General features: G+C 67.5%; 23 protein-coding genes. 4 read left to right on the top strand and 19 right to left on the bottom strand.

Annotated features, from left to right (window positions below; all coding sequences use genetic code 11):
- Positions 1-59 precede the first annotated feature (59 nt).
- From hslV to IQ458_RS15300, 10 genes are all read right to left on the bottom strand, one after another.
- Positions 60-611: an ATP-dependent protease subunit HslV gene (gene hslV / locus IQ458_RS15345; protein ID WP_141455391.1), complete on the bottom strand. Its 552-nt coding sequence runs from the start codon at positions 609-611 to the stop codon at positions 60-62.
- A gap of 180 nt (positions 612-791) precedes the next feature.
- Positions 792-1088 carry a hypothetical protein gene (locus IQ458_RS15340; RefSeq protein WP_203323357.1) on the bottom strand — a complete coding sequence of 99 codons (297 nt, stop codon included), beginning with the start codon at positions 1086-1088 and terminating at the stop codon, positions 792-794.
- A 78-nt stretch (positions 1089-1166) separates the two neighbouring features.
- Positions 1167-2123 (bottom strand): tyrosine recombinase XerC, encoded by a 957-nt coding sequence (xerC, locus tag IQ458_RS15335; RefSeq protein ID WP_192198077.1) that lies wholly within the window; start codon positions 2121-2123, stop codon positions 1167-1169.
- A 93-nt stretch (positions 2124-2216) separates the two neighbouring features.
- Positions 2217-2897 carry a DUF484 family protein gene (locus IQ458_RS15330; RefSeq protein ID WP_425504705.1) on the bottom strand — a complete coding sequence of 227 codons (681 nt, stop codon included), beginning with the start codon at positions 2895-2897 and terminating at the stop codon, positions 2217-2219.
- The gene (gene dapF, locus IQ458_RS15325; RefSeq protein WP_203323355.1) at positions 2885-3745 is read right to left on the bottom strand and encodes a diaminopimelate epimerase; all 861 of its coding nucleotides are present in this window, start codon (positions 3743-3745) and stop codon (positions 2885-2887) included. The genes IQ458_RS15330 and dapF overlap by 13 nt, the downstream gene beginning before the upstream one ends.
- Positions 3742-3990, bottom strand: a complete 249-nt coding sequence (gene lptM, locus IQ458_RS15320) for an LPS translocon maturation chaperone LptM (RefSeq protein WP_183639401.1) — start codon at positions 3988-3990, stop codon at positions 3742-3744. Before lptM ends, dapF begins: the two co-directional genes overlap by 4 nt.
- Before the next feature lie 40 nt (positions 3991-4030).
- Positions 4031-4444 carry a YbaN family protein gene (locus IQ458_RS15315; protein WP_183639402.1) on the bottom strand — a complete coding sequence of 138 codons (414 nt, stop codon included), beginning with the start codon at positions 4442-4444 and terminating at the stop codon, positions 4031-4033.
- A gap of 359 nt (positions 4445-4803) precedes the next feature.
- Entirely contained in the window at positions 4804-6924 is a 2121-nt protein-coding gene (locus IQ458_RS15310; RefSeq protein WP_203323354.1) for a S9 family peptidase, read from the bottom strand.
- 165 nt (positions 6925-7089) lie between these two features.
- Positions 7090-9189: a prolyl oligopeptidase family serine peptidase gene (locus tag IQ458_RS15305; protein ID WP_203323353.1), complete on the bottom strand. Its 2100-nt coding sequence runs from the start codon at positions 9187-9189 to the stop codon at positions 7090-7092.
- A gap of 101 nt (positions 9190-9290) precedes the next feature.
- Positions 9291-9614, bottom strand: a complete 324-nt coding sequence (locus IQ458_RS15300) for a hypothetical protein (RefSeq protein ID WP_183639405.1) — start codon at positions 9612-9614, stop codon at positions 9291-9293.
- Positions 9615-9779: 165 nt separating this feature from the next.
- Between IQ458_RS15300 and IQ458_RS15295 the strand changes: the two genes are divergently transcribed.
- A complete protein-coding gene (locus tag IQ458_RS15295) occupies positions 9780-10379 on the top strand; it encodes a lipocalin family protein (protein WP_235996884.1) in 600 nt (199 codons plus the stop codon).
- Between the two features lie 226 nt (positions 10380-10605).
- Here IQ458_RS15295 and IQ458_RS15290 read toward each other — a convergent pair whose 3' ends face one another.
- Positions 10606-11577 (bottom strand): helix-turn-helix transcriptional regulator, encoded by a 972-nt coding sequence (locus tag IQ458_RS15290; RefSeq protein WP_183639406.1) that lies wholly within the window; start codon positions 11575-11577, stop codon positions 10606-10608.
- Between the two features lie 175 nt (positions 11578-11752).
- Here IQ458_RS15290 and IQ458_RS15285 point away from each other — a divergent pair, with 175 nt between their 5' ends.
- Entirely contained in the window at positions 11753-12433 is a 681-nt protein-coding gene (locus IQ458_RS15285; RefSeq protein WP_203323352.1) for a LolA-like protein, read from the top strand.
- On the opposite strand, the gene IQ458_RS19790 is transcribed toward IQ458_RS15285, so the two are convergent.
- Positions 12430-12561 (bottom strand): hypothetical protein, encoded by a 132-nt coding sequence (locus IQ458_RS19790; RefSeq protein ID WP_268963393.1) that lies wholly within the window; start codon positions 12559-12561, stop codon positions 12430-12432. The genes IQ458_RS15285 and IQ458_RS19790 overlap by 4 nt on opposite strands.
- 168 nt (positions 12562-12729) lie before the next feature.
- On the opposite strand from IQ458_RS19790, the gene IQ458_RS15280 reads away from it, so the two are divergent.
- Together IQ458_RS15280 and IQ458_RS15275 are read left to right on the top strand one after the other, a co-directional pair.
- Complete coding sequence (locus tag IQ458_RS15280; RefSeq protein ID WP_203323351.1) at positions 12730-13368, top strand: hypothetical protein; 639 nt, start codon at positions 12730-12732, stop codon at positions 13366-13368.
- Positions 13369-13810: 442 nt separating this feature from the next.
- Complete coding sequence (locus tag IQ458_RS15275; protein WP_183641243.1) at positions 13811-14533, top strand: DUF481 domain-containing protein; 723 nt, start codon at positions 13811-13813, stop codon at positions 14531-14533.
- 319 nt (positions 14534-14852) lie between these two features.
- On the opposite strand, the gene hemC is transcribed toward IQ458_RS15275, so the two are convergent.
- From hemC to IQ458_RS15240, 7 genes are all read right to left on the bottom strand, one after another.
- On the bottom strand, positions 14853-15776 hold the full coding sequence (hemC, locus tag IQ458_RS15270) for a hydroxymethylbilane synthase (RefSeq protein ID WP_203323350.1): 924 nt from the start codon (positions 15774-15776) through the stop codon (positions 14853-14855).
- Positions 15777-15845: 69 nt separating this feature from the next.
- Positions 15846-16586: a LytR/AlgR family response regulator transcription factor gene (locus IQ458_RS15265; protein ID WP_183639410.1), complete on the bottom strand. Its 741-nt coding sequence runs from the start codon at positions 16584-16586 to the stop codon at positions 15846-15848.
- Positions 16587-16696: 110 nt separating this feature from the next.
- Positions 16697-17380, bottom strand: a complete 684-nt coding sequence (locus tag IQ458_RS15260; protein WP_203323349.1) for an alpha/beta hydrolase — start codon at positions 17378-17380, stop codon at positions 16697-16699.
- Positions 17381-17422: 42 nt separating this feature from the next.
- Entirely contained in the window at positions 17423-18394 is a 972-nt protein-coding gene (locus IQ458_RS15255; RefSeq protein WP_203323348.1) for an energy transducer TonB, read from the bottom strand.
- 101 nt (positions 18395-18495) lie between these two features.
- Complete coding sequence (locus IQ458_RS15250) at positions 18496-19761, bottom strand: serine hydrolase domain-containing protein (RefSeq protein ID WP_203323347.1); 1266 nt, start codon at positions 19759-19761, stop codon at positions 18496-18498.
- A gap of 64 nt (positions 19762-19825) precedes the next feature.
- Positions 19826-21373, bottom strand: coding sequence for a serine hydrolase domain-containing protein (locus IQ458_RS15245; protein WP_203323346.1), 1548 nt, complete (start codon positions 21371-21373; stop codon positions 19826-19828).
- A gap of 165 nt (positions 21374-21538) precedes the next feature.
- Positions 21539-21722, bottom strand: a 184-nt coding sequence (locus tag IQ458_RS15240) for a hypothetical protein (RefSeq protein ID WP_203323345.1), incomplete at its 5' end; no start/stop codon positions are given.

Raw genomic sequence — 21722 nt, 5'->3', positions numbered from 1 at the left:
AGGACCAGGATCCGGACCCGCTTCCGCGAATCCCCAATCCCGAATCCCCAATCCCGGAACTAGAGCTCTTCAACCACCACGTTGCGATTGGTATAGATACAGATATCGCCCGCGATGTTCAGCGCCTCGACCGCAATCGACTTCGCATCGAGCTGGGTGTGCGCCAGCAGCGCGCGCGCAGCGGACAACGCGTAGGAACCGCCCGAACCAATCGCGATGATGCCGTCCTCCGGCTCGATGACATCGCCGGTGCCACTGATGATCAGCGAGGTTTCCTTGTCGGCCACCGCCAGCAGTGCTTCGAGCTTGCCGAGGCGGCGCTCGGTGCGCCAATCCTTGGCCAGCTCCACGGCGGCACGCTGCAACTGGCCGTGCTTCTCCAGCTTGGCCTCGAACAGTTCGAACAGGGTGAAGGCGTCGGCGGCGGCACCCGCGAAGCCGGCCAGCACCTGGCCATCACGGCCCAGCCGGCGCACCTTGCGCGCATTGCCTTTCATGACGGTATGCCCCAGCGTCACCTGCCCGTCACCGGCCACGGCGACATGACCGTCGCGGCGGACCGAGATAATGGTGGTGGCGTGGAACACGTTGGGATTCTGGCTTGGGTCCATGGAGGCCTCCGGGGGGTTCTCCCTGAGGTGGGGACGCCCGGAGGCGGATCAAGCGTGACTTTTGGGGAAGGGCGTCGCCTCAGATCCTGTCCAGGGTTGCCGCGATTGCCTGTCATAGGCACCGCGCGCACCCAGCCCGTTCCCACCCCATGATGCCAAAGCGCCGCCCCGGCGAGCTGCTCAGGAAACAGCAATCCAGAATCCGACAACCAGCGCGATGGGAACTGGTGTCATCACCAATGTCAGCCCGAATGCCCGTCTGGCTCTCGCATCCGTGATACGCAGGAAAACACGTGAAGCCGTGAATGCAAGCAGTTCGTATGAGAAATCCCGCCAGGGATTGGGTACTTGCAATCGTGCTCTTTCGTCCAGCGCGACTTTACCTAGCCGCTTCCAGCCATAAAACCAGGCGGCGTAATACACCACCAAGTCGGCGGCCATGAGGATGATCCATATCTGCATTTTCATCCCGCTCATGACGCACATCCATTTCGACAAAACCTATTTTTCAATCAATTTTCATCGTGAAATGGCCGGCAAAAGCGGAGGCCAAGCTCACCGCTTCCGCTTCGCCCTCGGATGCGCCGCGTCATACACCTTCGCCAGATGCTGGAAATCCAGATGCGTGTAGATCTGGGTGGTGGCGATGTCGGCGTGGCCGAGCAGTTCCTGCACGCCGCGCAGGTCGCCGGAGGATTCCAGGATATGGCTGGCGAAACTGTGCCGCAGCATGTGCGGGTGCACGTGCTTGAACAGGCCCTGGCGCTGCGCCAGCTGCTTGAGCCGGATCTGCACGGCGCGCTGGGAAATCGGGCCGCCGCCGCGACCGGGAAACACATGCGCCTCGCTGGTGCCGCCCTGTTCGGCGCGCCACGCCTCCAGCGCGTTGCGCGCGTGGGAGCCGACCGGCACCTTGCGCTCCTTGCTGCCCTTGCCAAGCACGGTCACGAAGCCGGAAGCCAGATCCAGATCGCGCCAGCGCAGCGCGCACAGCTCGCTCAGGCGCAGGCCGGAGGAATAGAACAGTTCCAGCAACGCGCGATCGCGCAGGCCCAGCGGCACGTCGGTCGGCACTTCCACCAGTCGCGTCGCCTCGTCGGCGTCCAGCACCTGCGGCAGCTTGCGCGGCGCCTTGGGTGCGCGCAGTGCGGCGGCTGGGCTGGCGGCGATGCGCCCGTGCTTCAACAGCCATTGATAGAAGCTGCGGCAGGCCGACAGTCGGCGTTGCAGACTCTTGGGCGACAACCCGCGCCGGTGCTCGCTGGCGACGAAGCTGCGCAGTTGCTCGGTGTGCAGGCCGATCACGTCGGCGCCCTGCTCCGTGGACCACCCCGCGAGCGCGGTCAGGTCGCGGCGATAGGCATCCAGCGTATGCGCGGACATGCGCCGCTCGACCTGCAGGTGGGCAAGGAATTCCTCGACGACACCGACCGGTTCGTCAAGACCGGCTTCGCCCTGGCGAGTTGCCGGTGCGGGCTCGATATCCGACTTGTGTTGACGGTTCCTGCTCATCGACTGCCGCGCCAGCGTCCCGCGCAATGGATTCCAGCATACGCCGGAATGACGGATCGGAGAGTTGGACGAGGCGCCGGGACGCCTTGGTCCTCAGCCCTCGAACCGTTTCAGTGCCGTGGTCAGCGCCTCGCCCATCATGCGCAGGAACAGCGTGCCCATGCCCGGGTAGAAACGGTTGCCGTCCAGGCTGCCGACCGCCACCAGGCCCACGCCCGGCAAGGGCAGCAGGGCGGAAGACTGCACTTCCTCGGCACGGGCGGCGTATAGCACGACGTTCTTTTCCGGCTGCAGGCGGCCACAGATCGGCTCGCCGTCCTTCAGGCAATCGCGGAACGGCGCCAGGATGGCGTTGCCTTCGGCAATCACCTGCAACCATTCCGCCCCTTCCAGGCCGGCCACCGGCTTGAGCAGCACGATGCTGACGCGGTCGCCGTTGAAGTCCTCGGCCAGCGAGGCGGCCATCGCGCGCAGGGTGTCGGCGGCGCTGTTCTGCTTGAGCAACGACAGGGTCAGCTGGTGCGTGCGCACCGCCAGCCGCTCGTTTTCCTGCGCGTTGGCGAACAGATCGTTCAGGCGCTTGGACAACTCGCGGTTCTTGTCGCGCAGCACTTCCAGCTGGTAGCTGGCCAGCGAGGCGGTGCGACCATCGTCGCGCGGCACCACCATGCTCAGCGCCAGGTCCGGGAACTGCTTCAGGAAGGTGGGGTGGCGGCGCAGCCAGGCGGCGATTTCGTGGGCACCCAGCTTCTCGTTCTCGTTCATGCGTTCCATTCCCCTTCGAATACGAATGCGGTCGGGCCGGACATCACCACTTCGGCATCGTCCGCCGGCCATTGGATGTGCAGATCGCCGCCCGGCAGCGATACCGTCGCGTCGCGATCGATGCGACCACGCTTCATCAGCACCACCGCCGCGGCGCAGGCGCCGCTGCCGCAGGCCAGGGTCTCGCCGACGCCGCGCTCGTAGACGCGCAGGCGGATGCGGTCACGCGCGACCACCTCGGCGAAACCGACGTTGACCGACTCCGGAAACCACGTCGACTGCTGCAAGGCAGGGCCGACCTTCAGCACCGGCGCGTCGGCCACCGAGGGCACCTCGACGACCGCATGCGGGTTGCCCATCGACACCGCGCCGAAACGCAGCCGCAGGTCCTCGTCCAACCGCACGTCGTACTCGTCCAGCACCTGTTCGAACCCGGCGAGCGGAATCAGCGCCGGCACGAACTGCGGCACCCCCATGGCGATGGCATAACGATCGCCGCCCAGGTGTTCCACGTCGTGCGTGGTCAGCGGACTGTCGACCCGGAAGCGCTCGCCGCTGGCGACACCGTCGCGTACCAGCCAGGCCGCCACGCAGCGCGCGCCGTTGCCGCACTGCTGCGAGGTGGAGCCGTCCGAATTCCAGATCCGGTAGGACGCCACCGCGCCGGCGCTGCGCGGCGGCTCGATGGTCAGGATCTGGTCGCAGCCGACGCCGAAGTGGCGATCGGCCAGGCGCGCGGCCAGTTCGGGCCCCGGAGGCGGGATGTCGCCGCGCAGATCGAGCACGACGAAGTCGTTGCCCGCGCCGTGCATCTTGGTGAAGGAAATCATCGCCGAGGCCGGAGGCCGTGCGCTCATGGCGTGCTGGGCGGGTTGGCCGGCTCCGCGGTGGGTTCGGCGGGCGGCGTCGCCGTGTCGGTCGAATCCGTCGAATCGGCCGGCGCGGTTTCGGTGCCTTCGGCAGCCGGCTCGACCGGCGCTTCGGCCGGGATCTCGGTCTCCGGCGCCGGCTTCTCCGGCAGGAACAGCGGACCCTTGGCGCCGCAGGCGGCGAGGAGCGCCATGGCGATGGCGGCGGACAGCAGACGGAGCGATCGGTTCATGCGGCGCAGTATAGCCAGCCGGGGATGAATCGGAATGGCGTCAGCGCGGCGGTTCCGGGCGGCGCCACAGCCAGGTCCCCACCGCCGCCATGCAGCCAATCGGCAGCAACACCATCCACAGCCGGTGGGATCCGGCGATCAGCATCACCGCCAGCAGGATCAGCGCGGAGGCCAGCATCGTCCAGGTCGCCGCCCACTTGGCCCGGCGCGACACCGCGCCGTGGGCCTGCCAGTCGCGGATCATCGGCCCGAAGCGGGGATGCGACAGCAGGTAGTGGTGCAGGCGATCCGAACCGCGCGACGCCGCATAGGCCGCGATCAGGATGAAGACCGTGGTTGGCAGCCCCGGCACGAAGATACCCAGGATGCCCGTGCCCAGGCTGGCGTAGGCCAGCAGCCACCACGCCCAGCGGAAGCGTCGCGAGGAAGCCGGCGGCGGCGTGTCATTGTTCACCGGCACCTTTTACCGCATGTGGGCGGACCGCGTCAGCCACCGAGTGACGCATGCGGCGCCGTATCACATCATCCTTGTGAACCGGGCAGGCGCATCAACGTTCGATACCTGGTTCCGGTCGGCCGCTGTCATGGTGCCGGTCTGCCCCCGCCCCAGCCCTCCCCCGCTCGCGGGGGAGGGGGCAGCACTGTTTCCGTTGACAGGAAAACAAGTACGTCAGGAAAGCCCCTTCCCCGTTTACGGGGGAAGGCTGGGATGGGGGCGCTCGATAAGGAAAATCACTCCATGAGCCAGGTGCAAAAAGAAGAGCCGGGCATGGCCCGGCTCTTCTGCAAGCATCGCGATGAAGCGAGAGCGGATTACTTGACCGCGGTATCCGCCCCGAGCTGATCCAGCACGAACGCGTAGTACTCCGACATTTCCTGGTAGCGGCGGAAGCGGCCGGACTTGCCGCCGTGGCCGGCTTCCATGTTGGTGCGGAACAGCACCGGCAGCTTGCCGGTGTTGACGTCGCGCAGGCGGGCAACGTACTTGGCCGGTTCCCAGTACTGCACCTGCGAGTCCCACAGGCCGGTGCCGACGAAGATCGCCGGATACGCATGCGACTTGAGGTTGTCGTACGGCGAGTAGGTGACGATGTAGTCGTAGAACTCCTTCTTCTCCGGATTGCCCCACTCGTCGTACTCATTGGTGGTCAGTGGGATGGTCGGATCCAGCATGGTCGTCACCACGTCCACGAACGGCACCTGCGAGACGATCGCGCGGTACTTGTCCGGCGCCAGGTTGGTGATCGCGCCCATCAGCAGGCCACCGGCGCTGCCGCCCATCGCGGCGACGCGATCCTTGGCCGCGTAGCCCTGCTTGACCAGCGCGTCGGTGACGTCGACGAAGTCGTTGAAGGTGTTCTTCTTGTGCAGCAGCTTGCCGTTGTCGTACCACGCGCGGCCCATTTCCTGGCCACCGCGGATGTGGGCGATGGCATACACCATGCCGCGATCCAGCAAGCTGACCACCGGGCCGCTGAAACCCGGATCCATCGAGGCGCCATAGCTGCCGTACCCGTACTGCAGCAGGGCGGCGGTGCCGTCCTTCTTGAAGCCGTTCTTGTACACCAGCGACACCGGCACCTTGGTGCCGTCGCGGGCCTCGACCCATACGCGTTCGGTGGTGTATTTGGACGCGTCGTAGCCGATCACCGGCTGCTGCTTGAGCTGCCGGCGCTCGCCGGTCTTCGTGTTCAACTCATAGGTCGTGGCCGGCGTGGTCATCGACGTGTAGCTGTAGCGCAGCCAGTCGGTGTCGTGTTCGGAGTTGACGTCCAGGCCCATCGAATAAGCCGGCTCGTCGGCCTTCACGTACTCCTCCTTGCCGTCGGCACGCAGCAGGCGGATCCGCTCCAGGCCCTCGGAACGCTCGCTGATGGCGGTGAAGCCGTCGAACAGTTCGAAGCCCTCGATGTAGACCTTGTCGCTGTGCGGCACCCACTCCTTCCACTGCTCGCGGGAAGTGGCGCCGTCGGGCGCGGTCATGATCTTGAAGTTCTGCGCCTTCCAGTTGGTGCGGATGACCCAGCGGCCATCCAGGTGGTCGGCGCTGTACTCGACGTCGCGCTCGCGCGGCGCCAGCACGGTGAACTCGGCCGGATTGGCGGCCGGCGCGCAGCGCGATTCGGAGGACACCGTGCTTTCCACGCCGATGCAGATGAACTTGTCGTCGCGGGTACGGCCGATGCCCATGTAGAAACTGTCGTCCTTCTCCTCGTAGACCAGCACGTCCTGCGAGGCCGGCGTGCCGAGCACGTGCTTCTTCACCCGCACGGTCAGCAGGGTCTCCGGGTCGTTCTCGACATAGAACAGCGTCTTGTTGTCGTCGGCCCAGACCAGGTTGGGCGAGACGCCGGTGATTTGATCCGGGTACAACTCGCCGGTGGCCAGGTTCTTGAACCTGATGACGTATTGGCGACGGCCCACCGCATCCTCGGCGTAGGCGAGGATGCCGTTGTCCTGGGTGACCTCGTAGTCGCCCACGCTGTAGTAACCCTTGCCTTCGGCCAGCGCGTTGACGTCCAGCAGCACTTCCTCGGCCGCTTCCATGTTGGCCTTGCGACGGGCATGGACGGGATAGTCCTTGCCGGTCTCGAAACGGGTGTAGTACCAGTAGCCGCGCTCGCGGTACGGCACGCTGCTGTCATCCTGCTTGATGCGGCCGACAATCTCCTTGTAGATGGCGTCCTGCAACGGCTTGAGCGGCGCCATCAGCGCGTCGGCGTAGGCGTTCTCGGCCTTGAGGTAGGCCAGCATTTCCGGGTTCTTGCGATCGTCGTCGCGCAGCCAGTAGTACTCGTCATTGCGCTCGGCGCCGAACGGTGCCTTGACCACGTGCGGCTTCCTGGCGGCATCGGGCGGCGTGAGGTCGGCGGCGGCGGAAGCGAAGGGAGCGGTCATCAGTACGGTCGCGAACAGGAAGGAAGTCGGTTTCATGGATGGGGTCCGTTCCGGCGGGATGCAATGGTGGGAGATCGGGGGTTGGCGACCGCAGTCGCCGGGCTTGCCCCCATCCGCCCTTCGGGCACCTTCCCCCGCGGGCGGGGGAAGGGATTTGTCCGGCCTTCCCTGCGAACGGGGAAGGCATTCACGCGCTTGCGGTTACTTGGCCAGTTGCTGCCACAGGAAGGTGTAGGCCAGCGCACTCATGTGCGCGGCCTGGGCATTGTTGGCCGCGCCACCGTGGCCACCTTCGATGTTCTCGTAGTAGCGCACGTCCTTGTTGGCTTCCAGCATCTTGGCCATCATCTTGCGCGCGTGGCCGGGGTGGACGCGGTCATCGCGGGTGGAGGTGGTGAACAGGGTCGCCGGATAGGTCTTGGCCGGATCGAACAGGTGGTACGGCGAGAAGGTCTTGATGTAGTCCCAGTCGGCGGTGTCGGGATTGCCGTACTCGGCCATCCACGACGCGCCGGCCAGCAGGTGGCTGTAGCGCTTCATGTCCAGCAGCGGCACCTGCACGACGATCGCGCCGAACAGTTCCGGGTACTGGGTCAGCATGTTGCCCATCAGCAGGCCGCCGTTACTGCCGCCCTGGGTGCCCAGGCGGCTGGCGGTGGTGATCTTGCGCGCGACCAGATCCTGCGCGACCGCGGCGAAGTCCTCGTAGGCCTTGTGGCGGTTGGCCTTCAGCGCGGCCTGGTGCCAGCGCGGACCGTACTCACCGCCGCCGCGGATGTTGGCGACCACGTACACGCCCCCCTTCTCCAGCCAGCCCTTGCCGACCGCGCCGGAGTAGGCCGGGGTCAGCGAGACCTCGAAGCCGCCGTAGCCGTACAGCAGGGTCGGGGTGTTGCCGTCCAGCTTCAGGTCCTTCGGACGCACCACGAAGTAGGGCACCTTGGTGCCGTCCTTGGAGGTGGCGAAATGCTGCTCGATGACGTCCTTCGAGGCATCGAAGAAGGTCGGCATCGTCTTCAGCTGTTCCGGCTGCTTGCCGATGTCGGCCAGCGACAGGGTGGTCGGGGTCAGGTAGTCGGTGGCGGTCAGCCAGACCGCGTCGCTTTCATCCGAATCGACCGCGCTGACGCCGAGGGTGCCGAACGCGGGCGCGCCGACGAATTCGCTCTTCTTCCAGCCGCCTTCGCCGGGAGTCAGCACGCTGAGCTTGTTCTTGACGTCCTCCAGGACGTTGAGCACCAGGTGGTGGCGGGTGAAGGTGAAGCTGGCCAGCGAGGTGCGATCGGTCGGCTCGAACAGCACGTCGAACTCGCGCTTGCCGGCCATGAAGTCGTCGAGCTTGGCGACCAGCAGCGAGCCGGCCTTGTAGGTCTTGCCGCCGACGGTCCACGGTTCGCGCAGTTCCAGGGTCAGCCATTCGCGGAAGGCGCCCTTGTTGACCGAATTGGGCACGTCGATCTTGACCAGCTTGCCGTCGGCGCCGCGCAGGAAAAGTTCGTCGTTGTAGAAGGCCAGCGTGCGGCTGACGAAGTCGCGCTGGAAGCCCGGGGTGTCGTCATGGAAGGCGGCGATGTACATGTCGTCCGGCTTGCCTTCGTAGACGACGGTGGCGGCCGACAGCGGGGTGCCGCGCTTCCATTCCTTGACGATGCGCGGATAGCCGGAGGTGGTCATGCTGCCGTCGCCGAAATCGGTGAAGACATAGACGGTGTCGGCATCCTTCCAGCCCAGGCCGCCCTTGGCTTCCGGACGGTAGAAGCCGTCCTTGAGGAAGGTCTTGGTGGTCAGGTCGAATTCGCGGGTCTCGTCGGCGTCGGCGCCGCCGCGCGAGAGCGCGATCAGGCAGCGGGTGTAGTCGGGCTTGCGGCAGTCGGCGCCGTGCCAGACCCAGTTCTTGCCCTCGGCCTTGTTCAGCGCGTCCAGGTCCAGCACGGTTTCCCACTGCGGCTGGGGCTTGCGGTACTCCTCCAGGGTGGTACGGCGCCACAGGCCGCGCTCGTGCTGCTTGTCCTTCCAGAAGTTGTAGTAGTACGGGCCGATCTTCTGCACGCCCGGAATCTTGGCGTCCGAATCCAGGATGGCCAGGATGCTGGCTTCCAGTTGCTTGAACTCCGGCGTGGAAGCGATTTCAGCCTCGGCCTTCGCGTTCTGCGCCCGCACCCAGTCCAGCTGTTTCTGGCCTTCCACCTCTTCCAGCCATGCGTAGGGGTCGTTGGCCACGTTGTTCTGCTCCTGGGCGTGGCCACTGACGGCAGCGGCGGCGAGGCCTGCCGCCAGGCAGGCATGGACAAGCTTGGACATGAGGGAAACTCCGGATTGCGAAGACAATTCCTTCACGCTAGCACAAGTCCGTGGCCGCCCTCCCCTGTCGAACGTCAGTGCGCGTCAGGCCCACGGACGGCTCAGGCCGCCCGCAACCCGGCGGTACGCGGCATCCGCGCCCGGCGCCGGGCCTGCGGACGGTTCCGCCGGCGTCCGGCCGCGTCGCGGCGCACCGGCCATTGCGGCAGGCGGAAGCGGTGCAGCGCCCACCAGGCCGCCAGCGGCATGCCGACCAGCCACAGCGGCGCCCATCCCAGCCAGGGAATCTGCCCGCGGGCCAGCGGGAACAGCAGCACCAGCGCCAGGCCGATCGCAACCACGCGGCGCAACAACCTTTCGAGCTGCGGGTCCGGCGCGCGGGAGGGACGGGCGTCGGCGGAAATCGAGTGGGCAAAGTCGCGCATGGCAGGGCTCCGATGGACAGGGCTCCAGCCTGCCGCGCCGCCTTCTCACGGATTGCGACGCGATGTATCCGTTCAGAGATTCTCGCCTTCATGCCGATATGCGATATTCGCCCTGCCCACCGTTCCGGCGGCGGGTTGTGACGATCCATCACCCAGGAGTCCCGCATGTCCCCATCGCTGTGCCGTCTTCGCGCCGTCCTGACGTGCGCCCTGATTGCCGCGGTGACCGCCTGTGCCAGCCAGAGCGAGACCCGATCGATGGGCCTGGAGGCACCGGTGCAGGCGACGGACATCGACCTGCCGCGGTTCATGGGCACCTGGTACGTGACCGCGCACATTCCCTATTTCGCCGAACGCGGCCACGTGACCGGCCGGTACGAGTACACCGCCCGCGAAGGCGACCGCATCGGCGTGCGCTATCTCCACCGCGAAGGCTTCGATGAACCTGAACAAGTTCGCGAAGCGCGCGCGTCGGTGAAAGGTGGCAGCGGCAACCGCGACTGGACGCTGTGGTTCGTCGGCGTGGTACCCGCCAAGTTCCGCATCCTGGAAGTCGCGCCCGACTACTCCTGGGCGCTGATCAGCTATCCCGAGCGCGACCTCGGCTGGATCTTCTCGCGCTCCCCCGACATGGACGACGCGCTCTACCAGCAGCTCATCCGCAAGATGCGCGACCACGGCGTCAACGCACGCCAGTTGGTCCGCGAGCCGCAGCTGCCTTCGCAGGTGGGCAACCCGGGGTTTGCAGAACCGAAGAATCCCTGATTCGGGATTCGGGATTCGGGATTCGGGATTCGGGATTCGGGATTCGGGAATCAAGCTGCGCTTTGCCTCCCCCTTTGTAAAAGGGGGACCGAGGGGGATTTGCTTTTAGCGCCAAGAGCAAGCGCTCCTCAACAGCCGAAGTGGCTGGTCAAAGGGGCTCTCTCCCCATAAGGGATACAGCGTACCGGTAGAGCGGAGCTTGCTCCGCTGACCGAAACACTACCGCTCAACGCTTCCCGTAATTGGACAGCGCCAGTTCCAGCAGGGACTTGGCCTGCTCGCGCAGCACCGAAGGTTCGATGATTTCCGCGTCCGCGCCGTAATGCAGGATGTCCATCAGCAATTCGCGGGAAACGCTGTAGGGCACCTTCAACTCGTAGCGGCCGTCGGGAAGGTGGCGACCCTGCTGCTTGGAATGCCACTGCTCGTCGGCGACCCAGCGCGCGGCCTTGGGGCTGAACAGGATCGTCGCCCATCCCTTCGGTTCACCGGAAAAGATGCCGTAGCTGGACGCCAGGTGCTGGTTGAGGTCGTCGTTGGCCAGATCCTGCGCCGCCTCTTCCAGCAGGCGCGCGCCGCCGATGCGATCCACCGCGAAGCTGCGCAGCGCCCTGCGCTCGTGGTCCCAGGCATCCAGGTACCAGTTGTCGCGGTAGTGGGTGATGCGCTGCGGTGACACGGTGCGGCGGGTGCGCTCGTCGGTGGAGCGGGCGCGATACTCGAACGCGAGCTGCTTGCGCTCCAGCACGGCCGAGGCGACGGTGCGGAAGCTGGCCTCGTCCAGCCGGCGTCCGCGATGCGGAATCACCCGCACCCGATCCACCGGCCACTGGGACACGCCCGCGTGATCGGCGAGCAGCCCCTCGATGCGCTTCTGCAACGGCGCCAGCGCGCCGGACAGCACGCCGCCGCCGGTGCGCACCAGCAGCTGCTGGGCCGCCAGCAGGGCATACAGTTCTTCCGAGCTCAGCCACAGGCCGGGCAGTTCGAACCGCTCGCCTTCGGCCGCGTCGTACCGGAAACCGGCTTCGCCGTCGCCCTCGATGGGCGCCATCAACGCGTCACGCAGGTAGGCCAGATCGCGATAGACGGTGGCGCGCGAACAACCGAGTTCCTCCTGCAGGCGCTTGACCGTGACCGGATAGCGCGAGGCCTTCAGGATGCGATGCAGGGCGGTGATGCGTTCGATCTTGTCCATGCCATGATTATGGCCGAGCCGTGGCCGTTTTCGACGCCCGGTTCGCGTTGGCATCGATAGGGTCCCGGCCGCTTGGGCCCGTGCGGTGCCTGGGGCCCGGGGCGTGAACGCGCCGCCCGGACTCCCCCAACGCACGGACCCAAGCGGCCGCCGTTCCCACACCCGGAGTTCCACCATGTTCCCCAGCCGCGTGTCGCCTCCCCGACCATCCCGATTCCTTCCCTTGCTGCTGGCGACGGCTGCCCTGGCCCTGGCCGCGGCGTGCTCACGGCAACCGGAACCGGCCGCGACCGGAACGCCCGCCCCCGGACCCGACGCCGCGCGCGCCCCGGCGCCCGCGGCGCCGGCCGTGGATGCGCTGGGCGAGGTCACCGCGTCGATGGAGAAATTCCTGGCGGCGCGCAGCTTCCACGCGGTGATGACCGTGGAGGGCAGCCAGCCGATGCAGAACGAAATGGACTTCGTCGCACCGGACCGCTACCGCATGATCATGCCGGTCGGTACCCAGGTGATCATCGGCGACACCATGTACATGGAAATGCACGGCCAGCAGACCAAGGTGCCGATTCCCGAAGGCACCGTCAGCCAATGGCGCGATCCGATGAAGATCCGCGAGAACCGCAGCGGCCTGTCGGCCGAGTTCCTGGGCGAGGAGGATCTCGCCGGCCAGCGCGCGCGCCGCTATCGCGTGCGGCATACCCAACCCGAGCCCGGCGAGTTCCTGTACTGGATCGATCGCGAGGGGCGTCCGCTGCAGCTCCAGCACAGCGGCGAGACCGCCAACGGTGGCCCCTACACGATGACCCTGGCGTATTCGCGCTTCAACGATCCCACCATCACCATCGAGTCGCCCTAGCCGGTCGCGGCCGATACCCCGGCCGCGTGATCGCGCTGTGCCAAGTACTTGCCGAACGCGTAGCCGGAACCGGCGATGGCGCAGGCCAGCGCCACCAGCAACAGACCGATGAGGATTTTCCTGGGCATGGCGGATACCTGCGCTTCCGGGACAAGGTCGTGTCGCCGGCATGTTGTCGCGGCGGTGCGGGGACCGGAAAGGTCCGAAAGTCACATCGAACGAAACACCCCCACGTCTAACTCCCGTTTAACCCGCGCACGGCCACACTCCAAGGCCAGGAAAGGGGAGCGACAGGGTTGTCAGACCGCTTCAAGCACAACGGCATCGCCGTATTCGTCGTGGTCGCATTGCACGCGTTGGTGATCGGTCTGCTCTGGCGCCTGCCGGCTCCGGCGGCGATGACGGATGGCGAGTCCCGCCTGCGGCTCCGTTTCTGGCCGCGTGAATCGCCGATCACGGCGCCGGTTCCCTTCTTCGCCCCACCGGCAACATCCGATACCCCCAGATCCCCGCTTCCGGCGGCCGCTCACCATCTCCCATCCCGTCCGGCCGCGAGCCCGACCGACGACACCATCATTCCGCTGCCCGCCAATACGGATACCGGTACCGGCGGCGCGGCCGATCTCCTGGCACAGGGCGTCGCCTGGGCACGAGTGGGCGACCCGATACCGGATTTCGGCAGCGACCCGCTACGGCAACGCCGGGCTCGGCTGCCCGGTGGCGAGCGGCCCGGGCGATTCGTGATGAGCCGTTCGGTCAGCCCGGAGCAGGTGGTCAATTTCATTGGCCAATTGTTCGCGGGCCCCGGCTACGAGACCGATCCCTGCCGGCGCATCCGCCACAACGTGGACAGCCTGATGACCGACCTCAGCGACCAGGGGCGCGAGCGGCTGGGCTGGGAACTGGATGAATACGCGTTCCGATGCATGCGCTGAACCTTCTCCGTCACATCGGTGTGCGAAAACGTGAAACGCACCTGATCCGGGGGCGTCCAGACGCCACAAATGTGAATGAAAGCATGGCAGAATCGGTCACGAATCTGAATCCAAACAATCACTTGCCTTGAGGCTGGATGTTCGGATTGTTATCCTGTAACCGTTTTCAACGTTCACATGGCGACGACGCCGGAATCGCGTCCCCCGCCCGCCGAGGCCTTTCATGCCCCGTCCCAACCTGCTTGCCCTGTCCCTTTCCCTGCTGTGCCTGGCCGGCGCGCCGCTTGCGCATGCGCAGGAAAGCAACCCGCAGGTCAACAACCTGAAGACGAGCACCCAGGCCACCGGCGCGAAAGCCAAGGCCGGCGGCGCGGTGACCCAGAAGGAATCCCTCGCGGTCAGCCACAAGGGACCGCCGCTGCCGGTGCCGCCGCCGCGCCCGATGGCCGAAGCGCCGGCCGAGCCGCTGCAGCCCAGTTCCCCATGGAGCGGCGGCGGCGAACTCGGATTCGCCTCGGCCCACGGCAACAGCACCACCGAAAGCCTCAATGCGCGCCTGGATCTGAACTACGCCGATGGCGGCGCCTGGAAGTACAGCGGCAGCCTGTCCGGCCTGCGCGCCAGTTCCGAATACAAGTCGACCCAGCCCGACGGGACGATCAAGCGCGATCGCCGCACCACCGCCAACCGCTACACGCTCACCGGCAACGGCGCCTATCGCACCGATTCGCGCGGCACGGTCAATACTTCGCTGCGCCATGAGGAAGATGATTTCGGCACCTTCAGCCGGCAGACCTCGGTCAGCGTCAGCTACGGTAACCGCGTGGTCGACAACGAGCGCGCGCAACTGGATCTGCAGGTCGGCCCCGGTTTCCGCCGCGCCTACGACACCCTGGAGGAGCGCAACGAATCCAGCATGATCGGCCGCGGCCTGGTGGACCTGCGGGTTTCGCTGAGCGAGAACACCGAACTGGTCAACAAGCTGCTGGTGGAATCCGGCGAGTACAACACCTTCGCCCAGAACGATCTCGGCCTGTCGGTGACGATGAACTCGCACCTGGCACTGAAGGCCGGCTGGCAGGCACGCCACAACAGCGACGCCGCCGAGAACCTCAAGCGCACCGACACCCTGACCACCATGAACGTGGTCTACAAGTTCAAGTAGAGCGGAGCTTGCTCCGCTGTCCGGATACCCTGCTTCGCCAATCGCGGTGTCGACGGGGCCTGCTTTTTCCATGCCAGGTCTATCGGTACGATCAGTAGCCGCCTTTCTCTTCTCGCCCCGCCATCCGGCTGCTGAGAAGCAAAAAAGGCGAGCGGGTGAACTTGCCTTCCCCACTCCAGCAGGCAAATCCCCCGTCACCCGCTGGCGCGGGCGCCCGCCCCCTTTTTCCAAGGGGGCTAACGGCTTTTACCTCCTCCTTGACCAGCCATTCGGCTGTTGAGGAGCGCTTGCAAAAGGGAACTGAGGGGGATTTTGCTTTTCAGGCCAGCGCAGCATCCAGCAGATCGCCGGCGCCATCCGCCAGCAACCGCGCGGCAACCGCCTTGCCCAGTTCTTCCGGAAACCGCGACGCGCCGGTGCCGTCGGCACGCACCGCGCGGCCATCCACCGCCGATCCCACCAGGCCATGCAGATGCAGTTCGGCGCCGTCGGCCGAGAGGGTCGCGAAGGCCGCCACCGGCACATGGCAACTGCCATGCAACGCGCGGTTCATCGCCCGCTCGGCTTCCACGCAACAACGGGTATCGGCATCGTCCAGCGCGGCGAACAGTGCCATCGTCGCCGCGTCGTCGTCGCGGCATTCCACCGCGACCGCGCCCTGTGCCGGTGCCGGCAACCACGCCGGCGGCAGCAGGCGCGCGCGGATGCGCGCGTCGAAGCCCAGCCGCTGCAGGCCGGCGCAGGCCAGCACGATCGCGTCGTACTCGCCCGCATCCAGTTTCGCCAGGCGGGTGTTGACGTTGCCGCGCAGGTCCCGCAGTTGCAGATCCGGCCGGCGCGCGCGCAGCTGCGCCTGCCGGCGCAGCGAGGACGTGCCCACGATCGCGCCCTGCGGCAACGCGTCCAGATCCGCATAGCGGTTGGAAACGAAGGCGTCGGCGGCATCGGCGCGCGCCAGGATCGCGGCCAGCGCGAACGGCGGCTCCAGTTCCATCGGCACGTCCTTGAGCGAATGCACCGCGCAATCGGCTTCGCCGCGCAGCATCGCCAGTTCCAGTTCCTTGAGGAACAGGCCCTTGCCGCCGATCGCCGCCAGCGAGCGATCCAGCACCTCGTCGCCACGGGTGCTCATCGGCACCAGGTCCACTTCCAGGTCCGGATGGGCGGCGCGCAGGCGTTCGGCGACGTGTTCGCTCTGCCAGAGGGCGAGCGGGCTCTTGCGGGTGGCGATGCGGAGTTTCATCGGCGCATTATCCCGCACACCACGCCGGTGGGCACGGTCCATCGGGCAACCGGCGCCCCGAAGGCGGCGTCAGAGATGCTTGACCGTCTCGCGCAGGCCGGCCACGCAGCGGCGGCTGACTTCCAGCGGGGCCTTGCCGTGGCGCAGGATGGCCTGGACATGGCCGTCGCCGGCGCGCTTGAGTTCGACCAGTTCGTGCCGCGCCACCAGGCAGTTGCGGTGGATGCGCACGAAGCGGCCATTGAATTCCTCTTCCAGCGACTTCAGCGATTCCTCGATCAGATCCTCGCCGCGGGCGTGGTGGACCACCACGTACTTCTCCTCGGCCTGGAGGTAATGCACTTCCTCGATCGGAATCAGCCGCAGGCTGCCGCGCATCCGCGCGCACAGATGGGTACGGACCTGGCGCGCCGGACCAGGATCCTGCGCGCCGCCGCCGTTGGCGCGGCCGGCGATGAACATGCGCGCGCGCTCCAGCGCCGCCGCCAGGCGTTCGGCCCGGATCGGCTTCATCAGGTAATCGATTGCCGCGGCCTCGAAGGCGGACAGCGCATGCGCGTCGTAGGCGGTGCAGAACACCACCGCCGGGCGCGGATCGAAGGCGGCCAGATGGCGCGCGGTTTCCAGTCCGTCGACACCGGGCATGGCGATGTCCAGCAGCACCACGTCCGGCTTGTGCTCGGCGCAGGCCTGCAAGGCGCCCACGCCGTTCTCGGCCTCGGCCACCACTTCCACGCCGGGCTGTTCGGCCAGCAGTGCGCGCAGGCGCTCGCGGGCCAGCGGTTCGTCGTCGGCAATGACCACCTTCACGGCACGGGCTTCCTCACGTTCGAACGCCAGGGACGTCCTCGCCGATGGTAGCCCCCGTCGTTGCGGACGTCATCCATGGCGAAGAATCGCGATTTCTCGCGGATTTCTCCCTACAACGCGAAAACGCGCGACATCCAGTCACCGAGATCGCGGATTTCCTCGGCGCAGACCTGGTGGGCCATCGGATAGCGGTGCCAGTCCACGGCGAATCCCATGGCCTGCAGGGCCTGCGCGCTGCGTTCGGCATGGATGAGCGGGATTACCGGGTCGCCGATGCCGTGCGCCATGAATACCGGTTGGCGCGTCGCGGCCGCGTCGAGATGGCGGTGGGCCTGGTCGATGCCGGGCAGGTAGGTGGACAGGGCGATCACGCCGGCCAGCGGCTGGCCGCGGCGCAGCGCGGCCGACAGGGCGATCGCGCCACCTTGCGAGAAGCCGGCCAGCAGCAGGCGTTCCGGGGCGATGCCACGGGCCAGTTCGCGCGCGATCAGGGCCTCGACCTGGACGATCGAGGCTTCGATGCCATCGGCCTCGGCACGGGTGGCGAAGTCCATGCCGACGATGTCGTACCAGGCGCGCATGCGCACGCCGTTGTTGATGGTCACCGCGCGCACCGGCGCGTGCGGGAACACGAAGCGCAGCGCGGGCCAACCCGGGCGTACCAGTTCCGGCACGAGCGGCGCGAAATCATGGCCATCGGCGCCCAGGCCATGCAGCCACAGCACGGACCAGGCCGGCGCGGCGCCGGTTTCCTGTTCGACGGTTTCCAGCAGTTCGGTGGTGGTGTCGTTCATGCCGTCATTGTCGCCGCAGCGAACGACGGGTGCCAGCGCCGGTTACTGCGGCGGCAGGCGGAACCGCACGGTGCGCTGCCACGACTGCGCGCGTCCTGTCGCCTCGAAACGCCAGCGCGAGGCCACCGCGACGGCGGCCGCGTCGAACACGCCCTGCGGCCGTGCCGCGGTCAGGCGCACGTCGCCGACGCTGCCGTCGGGGCGGATCACGAACGCCAGTTCCACCTCGCCCTCCACGCGATTGCGCAGTGCCGGCAACGGATAACGCGGCTGCGCGTCCTGCAGCAGGCGCGGCGAGGAGGAGGTTGCAGCCATGCGCGCGGGCGCGGCTACCGGGCTCGCCACCGCCGCGCGCGCGGGTTCCGGCGGGGGAAGCGCCGGCGCAGGCGGCGGCGAAGCCATCGCGGCGTTGGGGGTTTCCGATGCATTCGGGCGAGGCACCTGCGCCGTTGCGGACGCGACGGGCGCGGAGGTCGGCGCAGGGCCCTGCGATCGGCCGGCCTGCGGCGAGATGTCCTGCGGCGGGAGGCGCGCTTGCGTGTCCGCGGTGGCCTGCGCGGGTTCCGGCGCCGCCGGCAGCGCCGTCAAGCCGGCCTGCAGACGCGGCAAGGCCGGCGCCTGCGGATCCAGCCGGCGTAACAGTTCGAACAGGCGCGCGGCCTCGGCACCGTCGCGACGCTCCAACGCCTGTTCGGTGGCGATCAGCAGGTACGGCTGGATTTCGGTCAGCGCGGCAAGGATGGCGGCGTCATCGGGACGCCGCACGCGCGCCGCCAGGTAGAACTCCACCGCGTTGTCGCCGGCCGGCGCGTACAGGCGGTTCGCCTGTAGCGCCTGGCTCGCCAGGCGCTGCAGTTCGCTGTTGTCGATGACGCCGTCCGGCGACACCGCCGGCTGCGCGGCCGCGGGCACGATCGCCGATGCCTGGGCATCGGGCGCGGCCACGGGCGGCGTGGGCTGGCAGGCGCCGAGCGCCAACAGAACGGGAAGGATTCGGTAACCGCGTGATTTCATCGTGAGACTGCCCCCTGAGCGGGCGGCAGAGTACGCGGCCTGGATGACGGAACCGCGTCAAAGCGATGATCCGGCGCGGTTCCGGCGCATCGCTCCGGCGATCACAGATCGAAGGCGAGCATGTCCCGCCCGGTGGCCGCGCGCACGATGCGCTGGTAGACGCCCGTGCCGCCGCCGCCATTCGTCATCACCACCAGTCCGCGCCGTCGCTGCGGATCTCCGACGGTGAAGGTCTTGTAGCGACCCGCGTTGGCGCCGCCGTGGAAGAACCAACGGGCATCGCCGTCGATGCGTTCCAGATTCCAGCCCAGTCCCTTGTCCAGCCAGCCGGCGCGCAGCGGCATCTGCGGCGCCAGCATCGCCTGCCGCGTGGTTTCAGTGATTGCACGCGGCGGGCCCGCATCCGGACGCATCACATGGGCGATGAAACGCGCATAGTCCTGCACCGGCCCACGCAGGCTGGCGGCGGCGTTGGCGAGCAGATCGCCGGGCCAGACGAACATGCCCGTGGGCGCGGCGGCCTGCGCCCGCGGCAACGCGCGTACCGCATCGTCCCAGACCCATTCGGGCAACGGCTTGCCCTGCGCTTCGGCGATGGGCTGCAGCAGCGACCATTGGCTACGGAAGGTCTGCACGACCGGTGTCGCGCCAGGCGCTGGCTGGCCCATCACCGAGTGCCGCGCCGCATGCGCGTTCCAGGTATAGGTGCTGTCGCGCATGCCGGCCGGTTCGAACAGGTGCCTTCGCGCCAGCCGGTCCAGGCTTTCGCCGGTCACCGTCTCGGCGACCCGCTGCAGCCAGAAGAAGGCCTCGCCCGAATAGTTCACGCCCTTGCCGGGTTCGGCCAGCGTGCGCAAGGGTTCGCGATCCGGATGTTCGCGCCAGTTCGGCAGGCCGCTGCTGTGGCGCAGGACGTCGCGCACGGTGATCCGATCCAGGCGCGGATCGTCCTTGGCCAGGTAGTCGGGGCGATGGTAATGCGCCAGGGTCCGGTCGAGTTGCAGCACGCCCGCATCGACCAATTGCAGCGCCACGTAGGCAAATACCGGTTTGCTCAGCGAGGCGCATTCGAACACGCTGTCCGCGTCCACCGCGGTGCCGCTGTCCACATCGGCCACGCCGAACGCGCGGTGCCAGGCCAACTCGCCCTCCTCGACCACCGCGATGCCCACGCCGGGCACGCCGAACGCGCGCATCCATTCGGGCAGATCGGCGAGGAAGGCATCGGAGGGAATCCACGGATGGTCGTAACGGGCCGCGTCCGCCGCGCGCAGCGGAGGCGATCGCAGTGCCGCCATCGCCGCGCAGGCCGAAGCGGCCACCAGGAAACCACGCCGGCCCATCCGGCCGGCAGCACCTTCGCGCATCTGCATCGCTCCCCGTGGTCAAGGGACCGATTGGATATCAGTCCTCGCCGCCGGGCAAGCGGATTCAGTGCGTGGCGCGCGTCCCAGCCGGCGGCGGCGCGCCCAGCGCGCGCAGTTGCTCCACCGCGTTGCGGTTGGCCGGATCGCGTTCCAGCGAAAGGCGGTAGTTGCGGATCGCCGCCTCGCGATCGCCGCTGATCGCATAGGCCTCGGCCAGCGAATCGAAGGTGTTGCCGCTTTTCGGATACAGCACGGTGTTGAGCTTCAGTACCTCGATGCCTTCCCTGCGCTGGCCGTCGGTCACCAGCCGGTAGCCCCAGGCGTTGAGATCGTCCTCGCGCAGTTCGTAGTCCGGATCCTGCTGCTTGAGCCCGGCGACGATGGAGACACCTTGATCCCAGCCGCGCGCGATCAGGCCACGCCGCAGCGCCTTGACGTTGCGCGGCAGGCCGCCGCCGTTGGCCACGCTGAAATCCGGCAGGTAGAACCCGGCGATCTCGTCGATGAATTCCTCCGGATTGGCCCCGGCCAGATTGGTCAGCACCACCACCGACAACCCATCCCGCGGATAGACGAAGAACGCCGACCGGCGGCCACCGATGCCCGCCACCGCAGGATGGTCCTCGCGGTCGATCAACGGCCAGCCCGATGCCCACGACGTGAGCCGGCCATCGTTGAACCGGCCCGGCGCCCACAGCTCACGCAGGTGTTCGCGGTCGAGCAGGCGGCCGTCCTGCAGGGCGATCAGCCAATGCGCGACGTCCTCGGCGCTGGCGTTGATGCCGGCACCGGTGCGCAGCATGGCCGGGAACTCGTCGAACGCATGCTGCAACGCGCCGGCGGCCGGCGAGGTGGCGCCGCCCGGATAACGGTAGGGCTGCGCGCGACGCGGCGTGACGTCGCGCGAGTCGCCGAAGCCGGCGTGGCGCATGCCGGCCGGCGCGAACTGGCGTTCGGCGATGAAGCGGGTGAACGGAACACCGCCCAGCGAATCGATGATCCGGCCCAGCAGGACATAGTTGGTCTGGTTGTAGCGATAGGCGCTGCCGGTTGGGAATGCCATCGGCAGTGTGCGCACCGTGTCCCAGGCCGATTCCTCGCCGCCTTCGCCCACCAGCGAGCCGGTGCCCTGCGCGCGCGGCGGCACCAGGATGTCGGGCAGGCCGGACGTGTGGTTGAGCAGTTGCCGCACCGTGATCGCCTGCCACTCGCGCGGCAGATCCGCCAGGTGGCGCGACACCGGATCGTCCAGCGACAGCTTGCCGGCCTGCGCCAGTTGCAGGATCGCCACGCCGGTGAAAGTCTTGGTGGCCGAGTTGATCGAGAACACCGTATCCGGCGTCACCGCCACGTCGTCCTGCAGGTTGGCCTTGCCGTAGCTGCGGGAAAAAACGATGCGACCGTCGCGGATCACCGCCACCTGCATGCCGGGGATGCGCCGGTTCTGCATTTTCGTCCGCAGGTAGTCGTCGAGCCCGGCCGGCGCCTGCGCCGGAGCCGTGGCACTGGCCGGCCTGTCGCCACCGCCGCCGGTGGCCGGCAACTGCAGTGAACCGGTCGATATCTGCCACAGGTTCATCAGGGCGGCGAACAGCAACGGCAGGGTTTTCATGCGCTTCCGGTCCTTTTTTGCGCTCCGCATCCGGCGGGCGACGTCCTGTTTCGATGCCGCGTGCGCGCGGAGGGTTGAAACAGGGGCGAAGAAAGAGGCGGGCCGGACCTTCCGTCCAACCCACCTTTCCCGGGATGCGGCAAACGCGGGAAGCGTCGCAGCCAATCAGGGCGCGAGTACGCGCCGGCCGGCCTCGGTAACCCAACGGCGTACCTCTTCACCGGCGGAGCCGGCCAGGCGGAACACCGACACCGCCTGTTCCAGCCCCTGCGCCTGCTGCCGCAGATCGCCGGCCGTGGCCGCCACCTCTTCCACCACCGCCGCGTTCTGCTGGGTGGTCTCGTCCATC

Origin of the sequence: Pseudoxanthomonas beigongshangi (genome assembly GCF_016820515.1) — a bacterium.
Classification (GTDB): Bacteria; Pseudomonadota; Gammaproteobacteria; order Xanthomonadales; family Xanthomonadaceae; genus Pseudoxanthomonas_A; species Pseudoxanthomonas_A beigongshangi.
This window is presented reverse-complemented; position numbering and strand designations above follow the sequence as displayed.